This is a genomic window from Agrococcus sp. Marseille-P2731 (genome assembly GCF_900117395.1).
GTDB lineage: Bacteria > Actinomycetota > Actinomycetes > Actinomycetales > Microbacteriaceae > Agrococcus.
This window is the reverse complement of record NZ_FPEG01000001.1, coordinates 170,181-184,135: the sequence shown is the minus strand read 5'-3', so window position 1 is coordinate 184,135 and position 13,955 is coordinate 170,181. Positions and strand designations below refer to the sequence as shown.

The following is a 13,955-nucleotide window of genomic DNA, read 5'->3' as shown; positions in this document are numbered from 1 at the left end:
CGGTGACGGAAGAAGGAGAAGGCAATGGTTGAGTCGATCGCTCGCGTTCGTCACATCCGCGTGACCCCTCAGAAGGCCCGCCGTGTCGTCGACATGATCCGCGGCAAGCAGGCCGAAGAGGCCCTCGCGATCCTGAAGTTCGCCCCGCAGGGCGCCTCGGAGCCCGTGTACAAGCTCGTCGCCTCGGCGGTGGCCAACGCTCGGGTCAAGGCAGACGCTGCGAACGAGTTCCTCGACGAGCAGGACCTGTACGTGGCCCGCGCGTTCGTCGATGAGGGCACCACGCTCAAGCGGTTCCGACCGCGTGCACAGGGTCGCGCGTTCCGCATCAACAAGCGGACGAGCCACATCACCGTCGTGCTCGCGACGCCGACCACGGAGGACGAGAAGTAATGGGACAGAAGGTCAACCCGTACGGCTTCCGCCTCGGCATCACCACCGACCACGTGTCGCGCTGGTTCGCCGAGTCGACGAAGCCGGGACAGCGCTACGCCGACTACGTGGCTGAGGACATCCGCATCCGCAAGATGCTGACGACCAGCCTCGACCGCGCAGGCGTCGCACGCATCGAGATCGAGCGCACCAAGGATCGCGTGCGCGTCGACATCCACACCGCCCGTCCGGGCATCGTGATCGGCCGCCGCGGCGCCGAGGCCGAGCGCATCCGTGCCGACCTCGAGAAGCTCAGCGGCAAGCAGATCCAGCTGAACATCCTCGAGGTCAAGAACCCCGAGGGCTCCGCGCAGCTCGTCGCGCAGGGCATCGCCGAGCAGCTCAGCGCTCGCGTGGCGTTCCGCCGCGCGATGCGCAAGGGCCTGCAGTCGGCGCAGCGCGCCGGCGCCAAGGGCGTCAAGATCAAGGTGTCGGGTCGCCTCGGCGGCGCCGAGATGAGCCGCAGCGAGCAGTACCGCGAGGGCCGCGTGCCCCTGCACACGCTGCGCTCGAACATCGACTACGGCTTCTACGAGGCCCGCACGACCTTCGGTCGCATCGGTGTCAAGGTCTGGATCTACAACGGTGAGCTCACCAACCGCGAGCTCGCTCGCGAGCAGGCGAACCAGAAGTCGCCGCAGCGCGAGCGTCGTGGACCCCGTCGCGACGCAGCTCCGGCCGCAGCAGGATCAGAGGCGAAGTAATGCTCATTCCCCGTCGAGTCAAGCACCGCAAGCAGCACCACCCGAAGCGCCGTGGCCAGGCCACCGGCGGCACGGCGGTGTCGTTCGGTGAGTACGGCATCCAGGCCCTGACGCCTGCCTATGTCACGAACCGTCAGATCGAGGCCGCACGTATTGCCATGACGCGCCACATCAAGCGCGGCGGCAAGGTGTGGATCAACATCTACCCCGACCGTCCCCTCACGAAGAAGCCCGCTGAGACCCGCATGGGTTCCGGCAAGGGCTCGCCCGAGTGGTGGGTCGCGAACGTCAAGCCCGGCCGCGTCCTCTTCGAGGTCGCCGGTGTCGACGAGCAGCTCGCGCGTGAGGCGATGACGCGAGCCATCCACAAGCTGCCGCTCAAGGCACGCATCATCAAGCGCGAGGAGGCTGACGCATAATGGCGATCGGTTCCAAGGAGCTCATGCCCGCCGAGCTCGCCACCCTGGATGACGAGCGTCTCGTCGTCGAGCTGAAGCGGGCCAAGGAAGAGCTGTTCAACCTGCGCTTCCAGTCGGCCACCGGCCAGCTGGAGTCGCACGGCCGCCTGCGGGCTGTCAAGCGCGACATCGCGCGGCTGTACACCGTGATCCGCGAGCGCGAGCTCGGCATCAGCGCCTCGCCGGCGCCGGTCGAGAAGGCTGCGGACAAGAAGAAGTCGAAGAAGGCCGACCAGGCCGAGAAGGCTGAGAAGGCTGAGGACAACTGATGGCTACTGAGCAGCCCAAGGACGAGACCGTCCAGCGCGGCTACCGCAAGTCGCGCATCGGCTACGTCACCTCCGACAAGATGGAGAAGACCGTCGTCGTCGAGGTCGAGGACCGCGTCAAGCACCCGCTCTACGGCAAGGTGCTCCGCAAGACCTCGAAGGTGAAGGCCCACGATGAGCAGAACGCCGCCGGCATCGGCGACCGCGTCCTGATCGCAGAGACCCGTCCGACGTCCGCCACCAAGCGGTGGCGCGTCGTCGAGATCCTCGAGAAGGCCAAGTAGGCCTCGGCCTCGAAGGAGATCTAGACAATGATCCAGCAGGAATCCCGCATCAAGGTGGCCGACAACACCGGCGCCAAGGAGCTCCTGACCATTCGCGTGCTCGGCGGCTCCGGCCGTCGCTACGCCGGCCTCGGTGACACCATCGTGGCCACGGTCAAGGACGCCATCCCCGGCGGCAACGTGAAGAAGGGCGACGTGGTCAAGGCCGTCGTCGTCCGCACGGTGAAGTCGACGCGCCGTCCCGACGGCTCGTACATCAAGTTCGACGAGAACGCAGCCGTCATCCTGAAGACGGATGGCGACCCTCGCGGCACTCGCATCTTCGGACCCGTCGGTCGCGAGCTCCGCGACAAGCGCTTCATGAAGATCGTGTCGCTCGCACCGGAGGTGATCTGACCCATGGCCAGCATCAAGAAGGGCGACCTCGTCGTCGTCATCGCCGGAGCGCGCGAGTCGCGCGGCGGCGACCGGGGCAAGACCGGTCGCGTCATCGAGGTCCTGCGCGAGCAGAACCGCGTGATCGTCGAGGGCGTCAACCTCGTCACCAAGCACATCAAGGTCGGCCAGACCAACCGCGGCACCCGCACGGGTGGCATCGAGACCCACGAGGCCCCGATCCACGTGTCGAACGTCGCGCTCGTCGACCCCGAGTCGAAGAAGCCCACGCGCGTCCGCGCCGAGGTCAAGACCGTCGAGAAGAACGGCGTCTCGATCCCGCAGAAGGTCCGCGTCGCGACGAAGTCGGGCAAGGAGATCAAGAGCAATGACTGACACCGCAGTGCGCCTGCCGAGGCTCAAGCAGCAGTACCGCGAGACGGTCCTGAAGCAGCTCCAGGAGGAGTTCGGCTTCTCGAACGTCATGCAGGTGCCCGGCCTGACCAAGATCGTCGTCAACACCGGCGTCGGTGAGGCCGCGCGCGACTCGAAGGTGATCGAGGGCGCTGTGCGCGACCTCACGCTGATCACCGGCCAGAAGCCGAAGGTCACGGCCGCCAAGAAGTCGATCGCGCAGTTCAAGCTGCGCGACGGGATGCCGATCGGCGCGCACGTCACGCTGCGCGGCGACCGCATGTGGGAGTTCCTCGACCGTCTGCTGACGCTCGCGCTCCCGCGCATCCGCGACTTCCGCGGCCTGAGCCCCGAGCAGTTCGACGGCAACGGCAACTACACGTTCGGCCTCTCGGAGCAGTCGGTGTTCCACGAGATCGACCAGGACAAGATCGACCGCGTCCGCGGCTTCGACATCACCGTCGTCACGACGGCGAAGTCGGATGACGAGGGTCGCGCGCTGCTCAAGGCGCTCGGCTTCCCCTTCAAGTCCTGACCCCATCGGCGCCGCCGGCGCCGAGCTGAATTCAAGGTCGCTGCCCGCGGAACGGGCAGCGAAACCAGAACGGAGAACACCATGACGATGACCGATCCGGTCGCCGACATGCTGACGCGTCTGCGCAACGCCAACACGGCGATGCACGACGAGGTCACGCTGCCGTCGTCGAACCTCAAGGCGAGCATCGCCGAGATCCTCGAGCGCGAGGGCTTCATCTCGGGTTGGAAGATCGAGGACGCTCGCGTCGGCAAGTCGCTGACGCTGAACCTCAAGTACGGCCCGAACCGCGAGCGCGCGCTCGCCGGCCTGAAGCGGGTCTCGAAGCCCGGTCTGCGCGTCTACGCGCGATCGACCGAGATCCCCCAGGTGCACGGCGGCCTCGGCGTCGCCATCCTGTCCACGAGCTCTGGGCTCCTCACCGACCGTGAGGCCGAGCAGAAGGGCGTGGGCGGGGAAGTCCTCGCCTACGTGTGGTGATCTGACATGTCACGAATCGGACGTCTCCCCATCGACATCCCCTCGGGTGTCGACATCTCGGTGAACGACGACGTCGTCACCGTCAAGGGCCCCAAGGGCGAGCTCACGACCCGCATCGCGAAGCCGATCCAGGTCGAGGTCGCCGACGGCCAGGTGCAGGTCACCCGGCCCGACGACGAGCGCGAGTCGCGTTCGCTGCACGGCCTCACCCGCACCCTGATCGCCAACGACATCGTCGGCGTGACGGACGGCTACTCGAAGTCGCTCGAGGTCGTCGGCACCGGCTACCGCGTGGCGGCGAAGGGCACGGGCCTCGAGTTCGCGCTCGGCTACTCGCACCCGATCAACGTCGAGCCGCCTGCCGGCATCACGTTCGTGGTCGAGGGCAACAACAAGGTCACCGTCAGCGGCATCTCGAAGCAGGCCGTCGGCGAAGTGGCCGCGAATCTCCGCAAGCTGCGCAAGCCCGAGCCCTACAAGGGCAAGGGTGTTCGCTACGCAGGCGAGCAGATCCGCCGCAAGGCTGGAAAGGCTGGTAAGTGATGGGCATCGGTACCCGAGGCAAGAGCAAGTCGGCTGCCCGCGGCCGTCGTCACGCACGCCTCCGCAAGAAGGTCGTCGGCACCGCTGTGGTGCCGCGCATGGTCGTCACCCGTTCGGCACGTCACGTCTTCGTGCAGGTCGTCGACGACTCGCAGGGCATCACCGTCGCCTCGGCGTCGACCATGGAGGCTGACCTCCGCGGACACGACGGCGACAAGACGGCCAAGGCCAAGCGCGTCGGCGAGCTCATCGCTGAGCGTGCGAAGGCTGCAGGCGTCGAGTCGGTCGTCTTCGACCGCGGCGGCAACCGCTACGCCGGTCGCGTCGCCGCGATCGCCGACGGCGCACGAGAGGCAGGGCTGGGACTGTGAGCGAAGAGAACAAGGACACGCAGGTGACGGACACCACGCAGCAGGCTGCTGGTGCTCCCGCGGCTGAGGCCGGCCAGTCGGCCGACCACCGCGACGAGCCCCGCGAGCAGCGTCGCGGCAGCCGCGACCGCGGCACGCGCAACGAGCGCGGCCGTCGCGACGACCGCACGGAGAACCAGTTCCTCGAGCGCGTCGTGACGATCAACCGCGTCTCGAAGGTCGTTAAGGGCGGTCGCCGCTTCAGCTTCACGGCCCTCGTGGTCGTGGGTGATGGCGACGGCATGGTCGGCGTCGGCTACGGCAAGGCGCGCGAGGTCCCGACGGCCATCTCGAAGGGCGTCGAGGAGGCGAAGAAGAACTTCTTCCGCGTTCCGCGCATCGCTAAGACGATCCCGCACCCGGTGCAGGGCGAGGCCGCCGCTGGCGTCGTGCTCCTGCGTCCCGCTGCCGCCGGTACCGGCGTCATCGCGGGCGGCCCGGTCCGCGCCGTCCTCGAGTGCGCCGGCATCCACGACGTGCTGAGCAAGTCGCTGGGCTCGTCGAACTCCATCAACATCGTCCACGCGACGGTGGAGGCGCTGCGCATGCTCGAAGAGCCGCGCGCCGTCGCTGCCCGTCGTGGTCTCGACGTGGACCGCGTCGTGCCGGAGCGCCTGCTCCGTGCCGAGGCGGAGCACACGAAGCACGAGGCCGAGATCGCGAAGGCGGCATCCAAGTGAGCAAGCTGAAGATCACGCAGACGAAGTCCGTGATCAGCGAGAAGCAGTACCAGCGCGACACGCTGCGTTCGCTGGGCCTCAAGCGCATCGGCCAGTCGGTCGAGCGCGAGGACAACCAGCAGAACCGCGGCTACGTCAACACGGTGCGGCACCTCGTCAAGGTCGAGGAGATCGAGAATGACTGACAAGAACGAGTCGGCCGAGCTGCCGTCGCTCAAGGTCCACCACCTCCGGCCGGCGCCGGGCGCGAAGACCGCCCGCACGCGCGTCGGTCGCGGTGAGGCATCGAAGGGCAAGACGGCCGGTCGAGGCACCAAGGGCACGAAGGCCCGCTACTCCGTGCGTCCCGGCTTCGAGGGCGGCCAGCTGACGAGCGTCATGCGCGCTCCGAAGCTGCGCGGCTTCAAGAACCCGTTCCGCACCGAGTACCAGGTCGTCAACGTGGGCCAGCTGAGCGAGCTGTTCCCCGGCGGCGGCGAGGTCACCGTCGCGGATCTGGTCGCCAAGGGCGCGGTCCGCAAGAACCAGCTGGTCAAGGTGCTCGCCGGTGGCGAGCTCACGGTGGCGCTCACGATCACGGTCGACAAGGTGTCGGCCGCGGCTGAGCAGAAGATCGTGGCCGCAGGCGGCTCGGTCAAGTAAGTAGGCTGAGGGGCGGTCCGTGCGCGGACCGCCCCGATTGCCATTCTCTGGAAGGCTGCACGTGTTCAGTGCCATCGCAAGGATCTTCAAGACGCGCGATCTGCGTCGGAAGATCCTCTTCACGCTCGCCATCGTGGCGCTGTTCCGGTTCGGGTCGTTCATCCCCGCGCCGTTCGTCGACTACGGCAACGTGCAGGAGTGCATCGCAGCCAACCAGACGGCGACTGGTCTCTACCAGCTCGTCAACCTCTTCTCGGGCGGCGCCCTGCTGCAGCTGAGCATCTTCGCGCTGGGCATCATGCCCTACATCACCGCGTCGATCATCACGCAGCTGCTGCGCGTGGTGATCCCGCACTTCGAGACCCTCCACAAGGAGGGCCAGCAGGGTCAGGCCAAGCTGACGCAGTACACGCGCTACATGACGATCGCGCTGGCCGTGCTGCAGTCCACGACGCTGATCACGGTCGCCCGCTCCGGTGCGCTGTTCTCCCAGACCGGCGGCACGGCGCTCCCGCAGTGCCAGAACCTGCTGACGAACGACTCCTGGTGGTCGATCACGCTGATGATCTTCACCATGACCGCCGGCACCGGCCTCATCATGTGGTTCGGCGAGATGATCACCGAGCGAGGCATCGGCAACGGCATGTCGCTGCTGATCTTCACCTCGATCGCCGCGACCTTCCCGACGGCGCTCGGTCAGATCTTCCAGACCGAGGGCCCCAACACCTTCGCCATGGTGCTCGTCGTCGGCGTCATCATCATGGCCGCCGTCGTGTTCGTCGAGCAGTCCCAGCGCCGCATCCCCGTGCAGTACGCGAAGCGGATGGTCGGTCGACGCATGTACGGCGGGCAGTCGACGTACATCCCCATCAAGGTCAACATGGCCGGCGTCATCCCCGTGATCTTCGCCTCCTCGCTGCTCTACCTGCCGATGCTCGTCGCGCAGTTCAGCACGCCGACCGACGGCACCGCACCCCCCGAGTGGGTCCTGTGGGTGCAGGCGAACCTCACGTCCGGCGACGCGCCGCTCTACATGCTGGTGTTCTTCCTGCTCGTGGTCGGCTTCACCTACTTCTACGTGGCGATCACCTTCAACCCGGAGGAGGTGGCCGACAACATGAAGAAGTACGGCGGCTTCATCCCCGGCATCCGCGCAGGTCGCCCGACCGCTGAGTACCTCGACTACGTCCTGACGCGCATCACGCTGCCGGGCTCGCTCTACCTCGGCATCGTGGCGCTCATCCCGCTGATCGCGCTGTCGACGGTCGGCGCGAACCAGAACTTCCCGTTCGGCGGTGCCTCGATCCTCATCATCGTCGGCGTGGGCCTCGAGACGGTCCGGCAGATCGACGCGCAGCTGCAGCAGCGCCACTACGAAGGGCTCATCCGCTAGATGCCGAACCTCCTCATCGTGGGCCCGCCCGGGGCTGGCAAGGGCACGCAGGCCGCTCGGATCGCCGACACGCTCGGGATCCCCGCCGTGTCGACCGGCGACATCTTCCGCCAGAACATCAAGGAGCAGACCGAGCTCGGTCAGCGCGTCTCCGCCATGCTCGATGCGGGGGAGTACGTGCCCGACTCGCTGACGAACGAGCTGATCGACGACCGCCTCGCGCAGACCGACGCTGAGGGTGGCTACCTGCTCGACGGCTACCCCCGGACTGCCGGTCAGGTGGAGTTCCTCGACGGCGTCAACCTGCGTCGCGGTGAGCAGCTCGATGGCGTCGTGCGCCTGGTCGCAGACACCGACGAGGTCGTGCGCCGCCTGTTGGCGCGAGCACAGGAGCAGGGGCGCAGCGATGACAGCGAAGAGGTCATCCGCCACCGCCTCGAGGTCTACGAGCGCGAGACGGCGCCCCTCATCGCCATCTTCGGCGAGCGCGGCCTCGTCGTCGAGGTCGACGGCATCGGTGCCGTCGACGAGGTGACCGAGCGCATCCTCGCCGGCCTCGCCGAGCGAGGCATCTCCGCCTGATGCTCCGACGCGGGCTCTACAAGTCGCGCCGCGAGCTCGCCTCGATGCGCGAGCCCGGGCGCATCACCGCACTGGCGCTCGCAGCCGTCGAGCGCGAGATCGCTGCGGGCGTCACGCCGCTCGCGCTGGACGCGCTCGCGGAGCGCGTGATCCGCGAGCACGGCGCGGTGCCGAACTTCCAGCTCGAACCCGGCTACCAGCACACGCTCTGCGTCAACATCAACGATGTGGTGGTGCACGGCATCCCGGATGCGCGCCCCATCGAGCCGGGCGATCTCGTCACCGTCGACTGCGGCGCCACGATCGGCGGCTTCCACGGCGACGCTGCCATCACCGTGCTCGTGCCCGGGGGCGACCCAGCGGTCGCGCATGCGCGCGCCCACCTGAGCGAGGTCACCGAGGGGGCGCTCTGGGACGGGATCGCCGCCCTGGCCTCTGCCAAGCAGCTCGGCGCCGTCGGCGCCGCGGTCGAGGATCACGTCGAGGCGAACAGCGACTTCGGCATCAGCGACGACTACATCGGCCACGGCATCGGGCGGGCGATGCACGAGGAGCCGCCGGTCTTCAACTACCGCACGCGGGTCGTGGGTCCCGCGGTCAAGCCTGGCCTGTGCGTCGCGGTCGAACCCATCATCCACGCCGGCTCCACGGGATCGGCGACGGATGCGGACGGCTGGACCGTGCGGACCGCCGACGGCAGCGACGCCTGCCAGTGGGAGCACTCCGTCGCGGTCCACAGCGACGGCATCTGGGTGCTCACGGCGCTCGACGGCGGCCTGGCGGGCCTCGCGCCCTACGGGATCGTGCCGGTGCCGATCCCCGAGCGCTGAGCGACTACGCCGCGGTACGACCTCCCAGCACGAGATCGCGATAGGCGCGGAGCACGTCGGCCGTCACGCCGAGCTCCTCCGCGAGCTCCTGATCATCGTGCGCCCACGTGCACGCTGCAGCCAGCTGCTGCGGGTCGATGAGGACGCGCGCCGCGAAGCGCTCCGCGGCCCGCTCGCCTGCCGCGGAGGTGCCAGCATGCATGAACACGGCGTGGCCGAGCTCGTGCGCCAGCACCGAGCGCTGCTCGATGGGAGTCAGGCCGCGGGCGAGCAGGATGCGTCGGCGCGGGTGGTCGTAGGCGCCGAGCCAGTCGGCCGGCAGGGGAGCGCAGGTGACATCGACCTGGAGCTGACGGCACAGCCGCAGCAGCTCAGTCAGCGTGGGGCTGCTCCCGTCGAGGGACGCCACGCCGAGCCGCAAGTCCACGGACGTCCTCCTCGCTGATGCCTTCCTGGTGGATGGCGGTCACCGTAGCCCCACCCGGTGACACCGCGCCGGCGCGCACGTGCGCTGCGAGCGTCGCGATCGCCGCATCCGCTGCGAGGTGCCTGCGATCGCCCGGCACGTGCGAGAGCAGCTCGGCCATGACCGCCGTCCACAGCTCGATCTCGGGATCGAGCTGCTGCGCGTCGGTCGCGAGCCCGAGCGCGGAGAAGAGGCGGCGCAGGACGTCCTCCTGCGGAGCACCCGCCCCGCGCTCGATGTTGCTGACCGTCGTGCGATCGACGCCGGCGAGCTCCGAGAGCGCCTTCTGGCTGAGGCCGCGTCGAAGCCGCGCGGGCCGGACGAGGGCTGCGTAGTGGGCGCGCTCGGCTGCGCTCGCGCCCCGTAGGTGGATGGACATCCGTCAGCCTCGTCTCTCTCGTGCCTAGGTTATCCGCACGCTGATGGGTGTCCGCGGGCACTCTTCGACAGATCTTCGACATAACGCCGTGATATCTGGAGCCAACTGTGGAGAACTCCTGGCGCGTGCGTGGAAAACGTGGCACTGTTTCCGACATGACGGTCGAATCGCGCATCGGTGCCTCGCTCGCCGCGCTTCGGCGCAGCGCCGGAGTCAGCGCAGCCGAGCTCGCCCAGCGAGCCGCGCTCCCGGAATCGATCGTGCACAGCATCGAGCAGGGGGCGGTCGTCCCGTCGCCCGAGCTCGTCGCCCGACTGACAGGCATCCTCGCGACCAGCCTGCGGGATGCAGATGAGGCCGCCGTCGCACGCGACGCGCACCGACCTCGCTCCGAGCGGAGCGAGCGCCCGACGCTCGGGCGAGACACAGAAGGAGCATGATGGAGATCAAGACCAAGAAGGGGCGCGCCGCGGTCTGGAGCGCCTCCGCAGCCGTCAGCATCGTCGGCATCGCGATCGCGGGATTCTCGCTCGCGTGGGTGGCTGGATCGCTCGGGATCTCCGGCGCGGCAGCGTCGCAGATCGTCAGGGCGATCGAGATCGGCGGGGCGGCGCTCGCCGTCGTCATCGCCATCTTCGGTGGCGGCGTCATCAGCGCAATCGCCGGGGTGGTGGCCGCATACCTGAGGAAGAAGCTGCGCGCAGTGGCGATCGCCTGACATGGACGCGGTCGACGGCGGGGAGAAGGCGCGCACGATGCGCGGATCGATCGCGCTGTCGGCCGCGCTCGTGACCGGGCTGCTCGCCGGCGTCGCCTGCGTCGCATGGCTGGCATCGGGAGCGCTGACGTCGCTGAACGTCGCGGCAGTCGCGGCTGGCGACGTCGACATCGGCCCGCTGGTCGAAGACCCATCGTTCCTGGGCATCGCCGCGCGCAACCTGTCGGTCGCGGGGCTGCTGACCGCAGGCATCCCGCTGCTGGGCATACCGACGCTGCTCTCGCTGCCGGTCAGCGCGATGATCGTCGGTTTCACCGGGGCGTCGGTCGTCGCGTCGCTGGGCCTCCCGCTGACCCTCGATCGCGTGAGTGCGTACATCGTGTTCGAGCTCGCCGGCATCGTGATGGCAGCGACGGCAGGCGTGCTGCCGACGGTGCACGCATGCCGCCAGGTGCTGGGCCGGCCTCGGGCGCGGTTCGCCCACGGGTACACCGTCGCCATCCCGCCTGCGCTCGGCGTCGGGCTGATCGGCGCAGCGCTCATCCTGCTCGGCGCCGCGATCGAGACCGCGGCAATCTCCGCACTCACCTGATGACGGCCCAGCTGGCGCGCGGCTGCCGTGCAGCTCCGATCCGACCGAGACCGACCCGTACAGGGCACGCCCTCGCGTGCCCTTCCTGAGGAGGACCATGATCACCGACCACCTGTCCCAAGCGCAGCCCATCGCGCGCAGGCGAACGACGTCCGCCGGCGCCTGGGCGATCATCCTCGGCATCGCGGCAGCGCTGCTGCTGCTGCGGTTGCCGGCGGCCATCGCGATGGCGGAGACCCTGCTGAGCGAGCAGGTGACCGAGCTCGACGATCCGGCCATGGCTGGCATGGCGGTCTCCATGGGCGCTGTCGGAGCCCTCGCGCTGCAGCTGTTCGTCCTGGTCCTGCTGGCGGTGCTCGCGAGCGTGCTCGAGCGGCTGCTCGGCCCAGCCGCCATCGGTGGAAGGCTTCGAGTGGGTGTCGCCGGGATCGTCTACGGTGCCCTCGTGCTCGGTCAGCAGGCGTGGGCCCTGGCGTCCGGCGTCGTGGCCGTGGAACGATCCTGGCCGCTCTGGATCATCGCGCTCGTGGTCGCCGCGGCGGCCCCTGCTGCCTTCAGCGCTGCGCGCTCCTCGTGGCGCGCGTACCTGCGAGCCGCGGTTCCCGGGATCATCATCGGGGGGCTGCTGTGCCTCGGGTAGCCAAGCTGTTCGGCCTCTTCCCGTACACCGCGACCGGCGTCAGGCTGCTGGCGGCGGGCTCCCTCGTCCTGAGCGCGGCCGTGCTCGCCGGCATCGCGGTGTCCGACCTGCCCGCTGGTCGCGTCTGGTTCGCGACCGCGCTGTCGATCGCGCTGGGCGCGCTCGCGCTGGCCGCCGCGCTGCCGGCGATCGTCAGCGGCCGGCTGCGCCTGATCGGCACCGGCATCCCCACGATGGCGCTCAGCCTCGTGGCATCCGCCGCGATCGGTCTGGGGCTCGTGGAGTGGGCGACGGCCTGCGCGGGCTTCCTCTTCCTCGGTTCGATCCTCACGGTCGTCTACCACGGCATGGGCTGGGAGCGCAGACCCGCTCGCTCGAGCCGATGACGGCGCCCGGCCTCATGCGGGTCCCATGGCGACAGGGCGAGGCCGCGCGCACGGTCGAGGTCATCCTCGTGAGCACGATGCCCGCATGGTTGCCTCCGGCCCTGCTGTGGCAGCTCCGCGCGCCGATCGTCGTCGCTGCCGTCACGGGTGGCGGCGGAGTCGCTCTCCTGGTCGCCGTCGCGCTCGACACCGCGACCCGCGCGTGGGGTGCAGGAGCGGTGGCAGCAGCAGTGGGCGCGGCGGTCGCGGTGCTGCCGAGCCTGTGCCAGCTGCTCGGCGGTCCGTCAGGGTTGGCCGCTGCGCTGCTGAGGGAGCGCGCGCTGCTGCACGCGCTCGGCCTCGAGCGCGGGATAGAGCGACGCGCGTCGTTGCTCACAGCGGCACCCGGTGCGCTCCTGGCCGCCCTGGTCGGGCTGCTCGCATCCCTCGTGCTGGGCGTGCGCGGTGCGTCGTCGGCGTCGCTGACCGTCCTCTCCGCGACCCTCGTCGGCGCACTGGCCGCCGTCGCCCTGGCTCGAGCACTCGCGCGAACCGCATGGGCGCGACGGCCGCTCGTCCGGGCGGCGACCAAGCTGGCGGCGGTGTGTGCGCTGTGCGGCGCTGGGGTCGCGGTGCAGGAGTCGCTGGCCGCTCCGGCTGTGCCTGCCCAAGCGGTCCACCTCGCGGTCTTCGCGATCGCCGTCTGGTGCAGCGGCGATGTCCTGCTCCTCGATGGGAGGCCCGGCCTCAGGCTCGGCCGGGCGCTCTGCTCGGTGGGAGCACGGCCGTGGGTGCTGAGCGCGAGCGCCGTCGGTGGGCTGCTGCTGATCGCGGTGCCGGTCGGGGCAGCGGTCGGTGCGGTGCTGGGCGGCGTGCTCGACGAGGAACTCGCGTGGCCGTCGGGTGCGATCGTCAGCTGCGCGCTGCTCGCCGCTGGCATCGCGGTGATCCTCGAACCCGTCCCGACGGACGCGCTCGCGCGGCTGCTCGTCTACGGTGCGTGCGCGACGCCCGCGCTGGTGGTCGCGACGCAGCAGGTGCCAGACGCGCTCCAGCTGCTGGTGCTCGCGGTCCTGGTGGGCGCCGTGCACGTCGTGCTCGTCCGGCGGCTGCGGTGAGCGAGCTCGAGGTGCAGGGCGCGGGAACCCTGCCAGGGCGAGCGCGCGCGGTCGCCTTGCCCGACCTGCGCGTCGACGCGCCGGGGCTCGTGCTCGTCGAAGGCCTGAACGGTTCGGGGAAGTCCACGCTCATCGATGTGCTCGCGGGTTCCCTCCTGCCGCGCGCCGGCTCGGTCCGCGTCGGCGGCTGGCCCGCGGGGAGCGACGAGGCGCGTCGCGCTCGGGCCGTCACTCGCTGCGCCGTCTCGTTCCTCGCTCCCGTGACGCTTCGCGTGCACGCCGGTCTCTTCGCGCGAGCAGCAGGGGTCTCAGCGGGCGCGGCGATCCAGGCCCTCGACCTGGAGGGTCTGCGGCCGCTGCTGGCTGAGCCTGCGGGGCGGATGTCGACCGGAGAGGCCCGGCGGGCGTGGAACGCGCTCACCACGTTGGGCGACCGGCGCGTGCTGCTGCTGGACGAGCCGTTCCTCGGCCTCGACTCCGCCGCGGCTGCACGGCTCGCGGCGAGGATCGAGGCATGGTCGGCCACCCGCGTCGTGCTGCTCGTCGATCATGCGCAGCGCTCGTGGCGTGCGCGGCCTATCCGAGTGGCCATGCCGGAGCCAGCCTCGTCGCCGAGCGCAGGAGGGCACGCGTGAGACCGGCGATA

At 69.6% G+C, this 13,955-nt stretch carries 26 protein-coding genes; 24 read left to right on the top strand and 2 right to left on the bottom strand.

The features are described 5' to 3' along the window. Positions 1–24: 24 nt before the first annotated feature. The 17 genes from rplV to map all read left to right on the top strand — a co-directional run bounded on the left by rplV (position 25) and on the right by map (position 9,031). A complete protein-coding gene (gene rplV, locus BQ6202_RS00935) occupies positions 25–393 on the top strand; it encodes a 50S ribosomal protein L22 (RefSeq protein WP_072312798.1) in 369 nt (122 codons plus the stop codon). Continuing rightward, positions 393–1,136 carry a 30S ribosomal protein S3 gene (gene rpsC / locus BQ6202_RS00930; protein WP_072312797.1) on the top strand — a complete coding sequence of 248 codons (744 nt, stop codon included), beginning with the start codon at positions 393–395 and terminating at the stop codon, positions 1,134–1,136. Before rplV ends, rpsC begins: the two co-directional genes overlap by 1 nt. Further along, positions 1,136–1,555 (top strand): 50S ribosomal protein L16, encoded by a 420-nt coding sequence (rplP, locus tag BQ6202_RS00925; RefSeq protein ID WP_072312796.1) that lies wholly within the window; start codon positions 1,136–1,138, stop codon positions 1,553–1,555. Before rpsC ends, rplP begins: the two co-directional genes overlap by 1 nt. Continuing rightward, positions 1,555–1,863 carry a 50S ribosomal protein L29 gene (rpmC, locus tag BQ6202_RS00920; RefSeq protein WP_072312795.1) on the top strand — a complete coding sequence of 103 codons (309 nt, stop codon included), beginning with the start codon at positions 1,555–1,557 and terminating at the stop codon, positions 1,861–1,863. Before rplP ends, rpmC begins: the two co-directional genes overlap by 1 nt. Then, the gene (gene rpsQ / locus BQ6202_RS00915) at positions 1,863–2,147 is read left to right on the top strand and encodes a 30S ribosomal protein S17 (RefSeq protein ID WP_072312794.1); all 285 of its coding nucleotides are present in this window, start codon (positions 1,863–1,865) and stop codon (positions 2,145–2,147) included. Before rpmC ends, rpsQ begins: the two co-directional genes overlap by 1 nt. 27 nt (positions 2,148–2,174) lie before the next feature. Next, positions 2,175–2,543: a 50S ribosomal protein L14 gene (rplN, locus tag BQ6202_RS00910; RefSeq protein ID WP_072312793.1), complete on the top strand. Its 369-nt coding sequence runs from the start codon at positions 2,175–2,177 to the stop codon at positions 2,541–2,543. Positions 2,544–2,546: 3 nt separating this feature from the next. Further along, positions 2,547–2,918 carry a 50S ribosomal protein L24 gene (gene rplX / locus BQ6202_RS00905; RefSeq protein WP_072312792.1) on the top strand — a complete coding sequence of 124 codons (372 nt, stop codon included), beginning with the start codon at positions 2,547–2,549 and terminating at the stop codon, positions 2,916–2,918. Continuing rightward, positions 2,911–3,471, top strand: coding sequence for a 50S ribosomal protein L5 (gene rplE, locus BQ6202_RS00900; RefSeq protein WP_072312791.1), 561 nt, complete (start codon positions 2,911–2,913; stop codon positions 3,469–3,471). Before rplX ends, rplE begins: the two co-directional genes overlap by 8 nt. An 81-nt stretch (positions 3,472–3,552) precedes the next feature. Then, complete coding sequence (gene rpsH / locus BQ6202_RS00895) at positions 3,553–3,951, top strand: 30S ribosomal protein S8 (RefSeq protein ID WP_072312790.1); 399 nt, start codon at positions 3,553–3,555, stop codon at positions 3,949–3,951. A 6-nt stretch (positions 3,952–3,957) separates the two neighbouring features. Beyond that, complete coding sequence (gene rplF / locus BQ6202_RS00890; RefSeq protein ID WP_072312789.1) at positions 3,958–4,494, top strand: 50S ribosomal protein L6; 537 nt, start codon at positions 3,958–3,960, stop codon at positions 4,492–4,494. Continuing rightward, complete coding sequence (gene rplR / locus BQ6202_RS00885; RefSeq protein WP_072312788.1) at positions 4,494–4,865, top strand: 50S ribosomal protein L18; 372 nt, start codon at positions 4,494–4,496, stop codon at positions 4,863–4,865. The genes rplF and rplR overlap by 1 nt, the downstream gene beginning before the upstream one ends. Then, on the top strand, positions 4,862–5,584 hold the full coding sequence (gene rpsE, locus BQ6202_RS00880; protein ID WP_083586796.1) for a 30S ribosomal protein S5: 723 nt from the start codon (positions 4,862–4,864) through the stop codon (positions 5,582–5,584). The genes rplR and rpsE overlap by 4 nt, the downstream gene beginning before the upstream one ends. Next, positions 5,581–5,769, top strand: a complete 189-nt coding sequence (gene rpmD / locus BQ6202_RS00875) for a 50S ribosomal protein L30 (RefSeq protein WP_072312787.1) — start codon at positions 5,581–5,583, stop codon at positions 5,767–5,769. The genes rpsE and rpmD overlap by 4 nt, the downstream gene beginning before the upstream one ends. Then, positions 5,762–6,226 carry a 50S ribosomal protein L15 gene (gene rplO / locus BQ6202_RS00870; protein ID WP_072312786.1) on the top strand — a complete coding sequence of 155 codons (465 nt, stop codon included), beginning with the start codon at positions 5,762–5,764 and terminating at the stop codon, positions 6,224–6,226. Before rpmD ends, rplO begins: the two co-directional genes overlap by 8 nt. A 61-nt stretch (positions 6,227–6,287) precedes the next feature. Further along, complete coding sequence (gene secY / locus BQ6202_RS00865) at positions 6,288–7,619, top strand: preprotein translocase subunit SecY (protein WP_072312785.1); 1,332 nt, start codon at positions 6,288–6,290, stop codon at positions 7,617–7,619. Next, a complete protein-coding gene (locus tag BQ6202_RS00860; RefSeq protein ID WP_072312784.1) occupies positions 7,620–8,201 on the top strand; it encodes an adenylate kinase in 582 nt (193 codons plus the stop codon). Beyond that, positions 8,198–9,031, top strand: coding sequence for a type I methionyl aminopeptidase (gene map, locus BQ6202_RS00855; RefSeq protein ID WP_072312783.1), 834 nt, complete (start codon positions 8,198–8,200; stop codon positions 9,029–9,031). The genes BQ6202_RS00860 and map overlap by 4 nt, the downstream gene beginning before the upstream one ends. A gap of 4 nt (positions 9,032–9,035) precedes the next feature. On the opposite strand, the gene BQ6202_RS00850 is transcribed toward map, so the two are convergent. Then, positions 9,036–9,458, bottom strand: coding sequence for an ImmA/IrrE family metallo-endopeptidase (locus BQ6202_RS00850; RefSeq protein ID WP_072312782.1), 423 nt, complete (start codon positions 9,456–9,458; stop codon positions 9,036–9,038). Beyond that, positions 9,403–9,876: a helix-turn-helix domain-containing protein gene (locus tag BQ6202_RS14500; protein ID WP_072312809.1), complete on the bottom strand. Its 474-nt coding sequence runs from the start codon at positions 9,874–9,876 to the stop codon at positions 9,403–9,405. Before BQ6202_RS14500 ends, BQ6202_RS00850 begins: the two co-directional genes overlap by 56 nt. A 155-nt stretch (positions 9,877–10,031) precedes the next feature. On the opposite strand from BQ6202_RS14500, the gene BQ6202_RS00840 reads away from it, so the two are divergent. From BQ6202_RS00840 to BQ6202_RS14660, 7 genes are all read left to right on the top strand, one after another. Beyond that, positions 10,032–10,316 (top strand): helix-turn-helix domain-containing protein, encoded by a 285-nt coding sequence (locus tag BQ6202_RS00840; RefSeq protein WP_072312781.1) that lies wholly within the window; start codon positions 10,032–10,034, stop codon positions 10,314–10,316. Beyond that, positions 10,316–10,594 carry an uberolysin/carnocyclin family circular bacteriocin gene (locus BQ6202_RS00835; protein WP_083586794.1) on the top strand — a complete coding sequence of 93 codons (279 nt, stop codon included), beginning with the start codon at positions 10,316–10,318 and terminating at the stop codon, positions 10,592–10,594. Before BQ6202_RS00840 ends, BQ6202_RS00835 begins: the two co-directional genes overlap by 1 nt. A 1-nt stretch (position 10,595) precedes the next feature. Then, positions 10,596–11,186 carry a stage II sporulation protein M gene (locus BQ6202_RS00830; RefSeq protein ID WP_072312780.1) on the top strand — a complete coding sequence of 197 codons (591 nt, stop codon included), beginning with the start codon at positions 10,596–10,598 and terminating at the stop codon, positions 11,184–11,186. A gap of 97 nt (positions 11,187–11,283) precedes the next feature. Beyond that, entirely contained in the window at positions 11,284–11,826 is a 543-nt protein-coding gene (locus tag BQ6202_RS00825; protein WP_072312779.1) for a hypothetical protein, read from the top strand. Then, the gene (locus BQ6202_RS00820; protein ID WP_072312778.1) at positions 11,814–12,212 is read left to right on the top strand and encodes a hypothetical protein; all 399 of its coding nucleotides are present in this window, start codon (positions 11,814–11,816) and stop codon (positions 12,210–12,212) included. The genes BQ6202_RS00825 and BQ6202_RS00820 overlap by 13 nt, the downstream gene beginning before the upstream one ends. Then, positions 12,209–13,309: a hypothetical protein gene (locus tag BQ6202_RS14665; RefSeq protein WP_072312777.1), complete on the top strand. Its 1,101-nt coding sequence runs from the start codon at positions 12,209–12,211 to the stop codon at positions 13,307–13,309. Before BQ6202_RS00820 ends, BQ6202_RS14665 begins: the two co-directional genes overlap by 4 nt. Then, on the top strand, positions 13,306–13,944 hold the full coding sequence (locus BQ6202_RS14660; protein ID WP_072312776.1) for an ABC transporter ATP-binding protein: 639 nt from the start codon (positions 13,306–13,308) through the stop codon (positions 13,942–13,944). Before BQ6202_RS14665 ends, BQ6202_RS14660 begins: the two co-directional genes overlap by 4 nt. Positions 13,945–13,955: the final 11 nt, after the last annotated feature.

What these genes read in the sequence shown, in the direction of transcription:
- rpsC (WP_072312797.1), top strand. Translation starts at nt 393, where the DNA reads ATGGGACAGAAGGTCAACCCGTACGGCTTCCGCCTCGGCATCACCACC.
- rplP (WP_072312796.1), top strand. Translation starts at nt 1,136, where the DNA reads ATGCTCATTCCCCGTCGAGTCAAGCACCGCAAGCAGCACCACCCGAAG.
- rplE (WP_072312791.1), top strand. Translation starts at nt 2,911, where the DNA reads ATGACTGACACCGCAGTGCGCCTGCCGAGGCTCAAGCAGCAGTACCGC.
- rpsH (WP_072312790.1), top strand. Translation starts at nt 3,553, where the DNA reads ATGACGATGACCGATCCGGTCGCCGACATGCTGACGCGTCTGCGCAAC.
- rplX (WP_072312792.1), top strand. Translation starts at nt 2,547, where the DNA reads ATGGCCAGCATCAAGAAGGGCGACCTCGTCGTCGTCATCGCCGGAGCG.
- rplN (WP_072312793.1), top strand. Translation starts at nt 2,175, where the DNA reads ATGATCCAGCAGGAATCCCGCATCAAGGTGGCCGACAACACCGGCGCC.
- rplV (WP_072312798.1), top strand. Translation starts at nt 25, where the DNA reads ATGGTTGAGTCGATCGCTCGCGTTCGTCACATCCGCGTGACCCCTCAG.
- rpsQ (WP_072312794.1), top strand. Translation starts at nt 1,863, where the DNA reads ATGGCTACTGAGCAGCCCAAGGACGAGACCGTCCAGCGCGGCTACCGC.
- BQ6202_RS00830 (WP_072312780.1), top strand. Translation starts at nt 10,596, where the DNA reads ATGGACGCGGTCGACGGCGGGGAGAAGGCGCGCACGATGCGCGGATCG.
- BQ6202_RS00840 (WP_072312781.1), top strand. Translation starts at nt 10,032, where the DNA reads ATGACGGTCGAATCGCGCATCGGTGCCTCGCTCGCCGCGCTTCGGCGC.
- rpmC (WP_072312795.1), top strand. Translation starts at nt 1,555, where the DNA reads ATGGCGATCGGTTCCAAGGAGCTCATGCCCGCCGAGCTCGCCACCCTG.
- BQ6202_RS14665 (WP_072312777.1), top strand. Translation starts at nt 12,209, where the DNA reads ATGACGGCGCCCGGCCTCATGCGGGTCCCATGGCGACAGGGCGAGGCC.
- BQ6202_RS00825 (WP_072312779.1), top strand. Translation starts at nt 11,284, where the DNA reads ATGATCACCGACCACCTGTCCCAAGCGCAGCCCATCGCGCGCAGGCGA.
- rplO (WP_072312786.1), top strand. Translation starts at nt 5,762, where the DNA reads ATGACTGACAAGAACGAGTCGGCCGAGCTGCCGTCGCTCAAGGTCCAC.
- rplF (WP_072312789.1), top strand. Translation starts at nt 3,958, where the DNA reads ATGTCACGAATCGGACGTCTCCCCATCGACATCCCCTCGGGTGTCGAC.
- BQ6202_RS14500 (WP_072312809.1), bottom strand. Translation starts at nt 9,876, where the DNA reads ATGTCCATCCACCTACGGGGCGCGAGCGCAGCCGAGCGCGCCCACTAC.
- BQ6202_RS00860 (WP_072312784.1), top strand. Translation starts at nt 7,620, where the DNA reads ATGCCGAACCTCCTCATCGTGGGCCCGCCCGGGGCTGGCAAGGGCACG.
- rplR (WP_072312788.1), top strand. Translation starts at nt 4,494, where the DNA reads ATGGGCATCGGTACCCGAGGCAAGAGCAAGTCGGCTGCCCGCGGCCGT.
- BQ6202_RS00835 (WP_083586794.1), top strand. Translation starts at nt 10,316, where the DNA reads ATGGAGATCAAGACCAAGAAGGGGCGCGCCGCGGTCTGGAGCGCCTCC.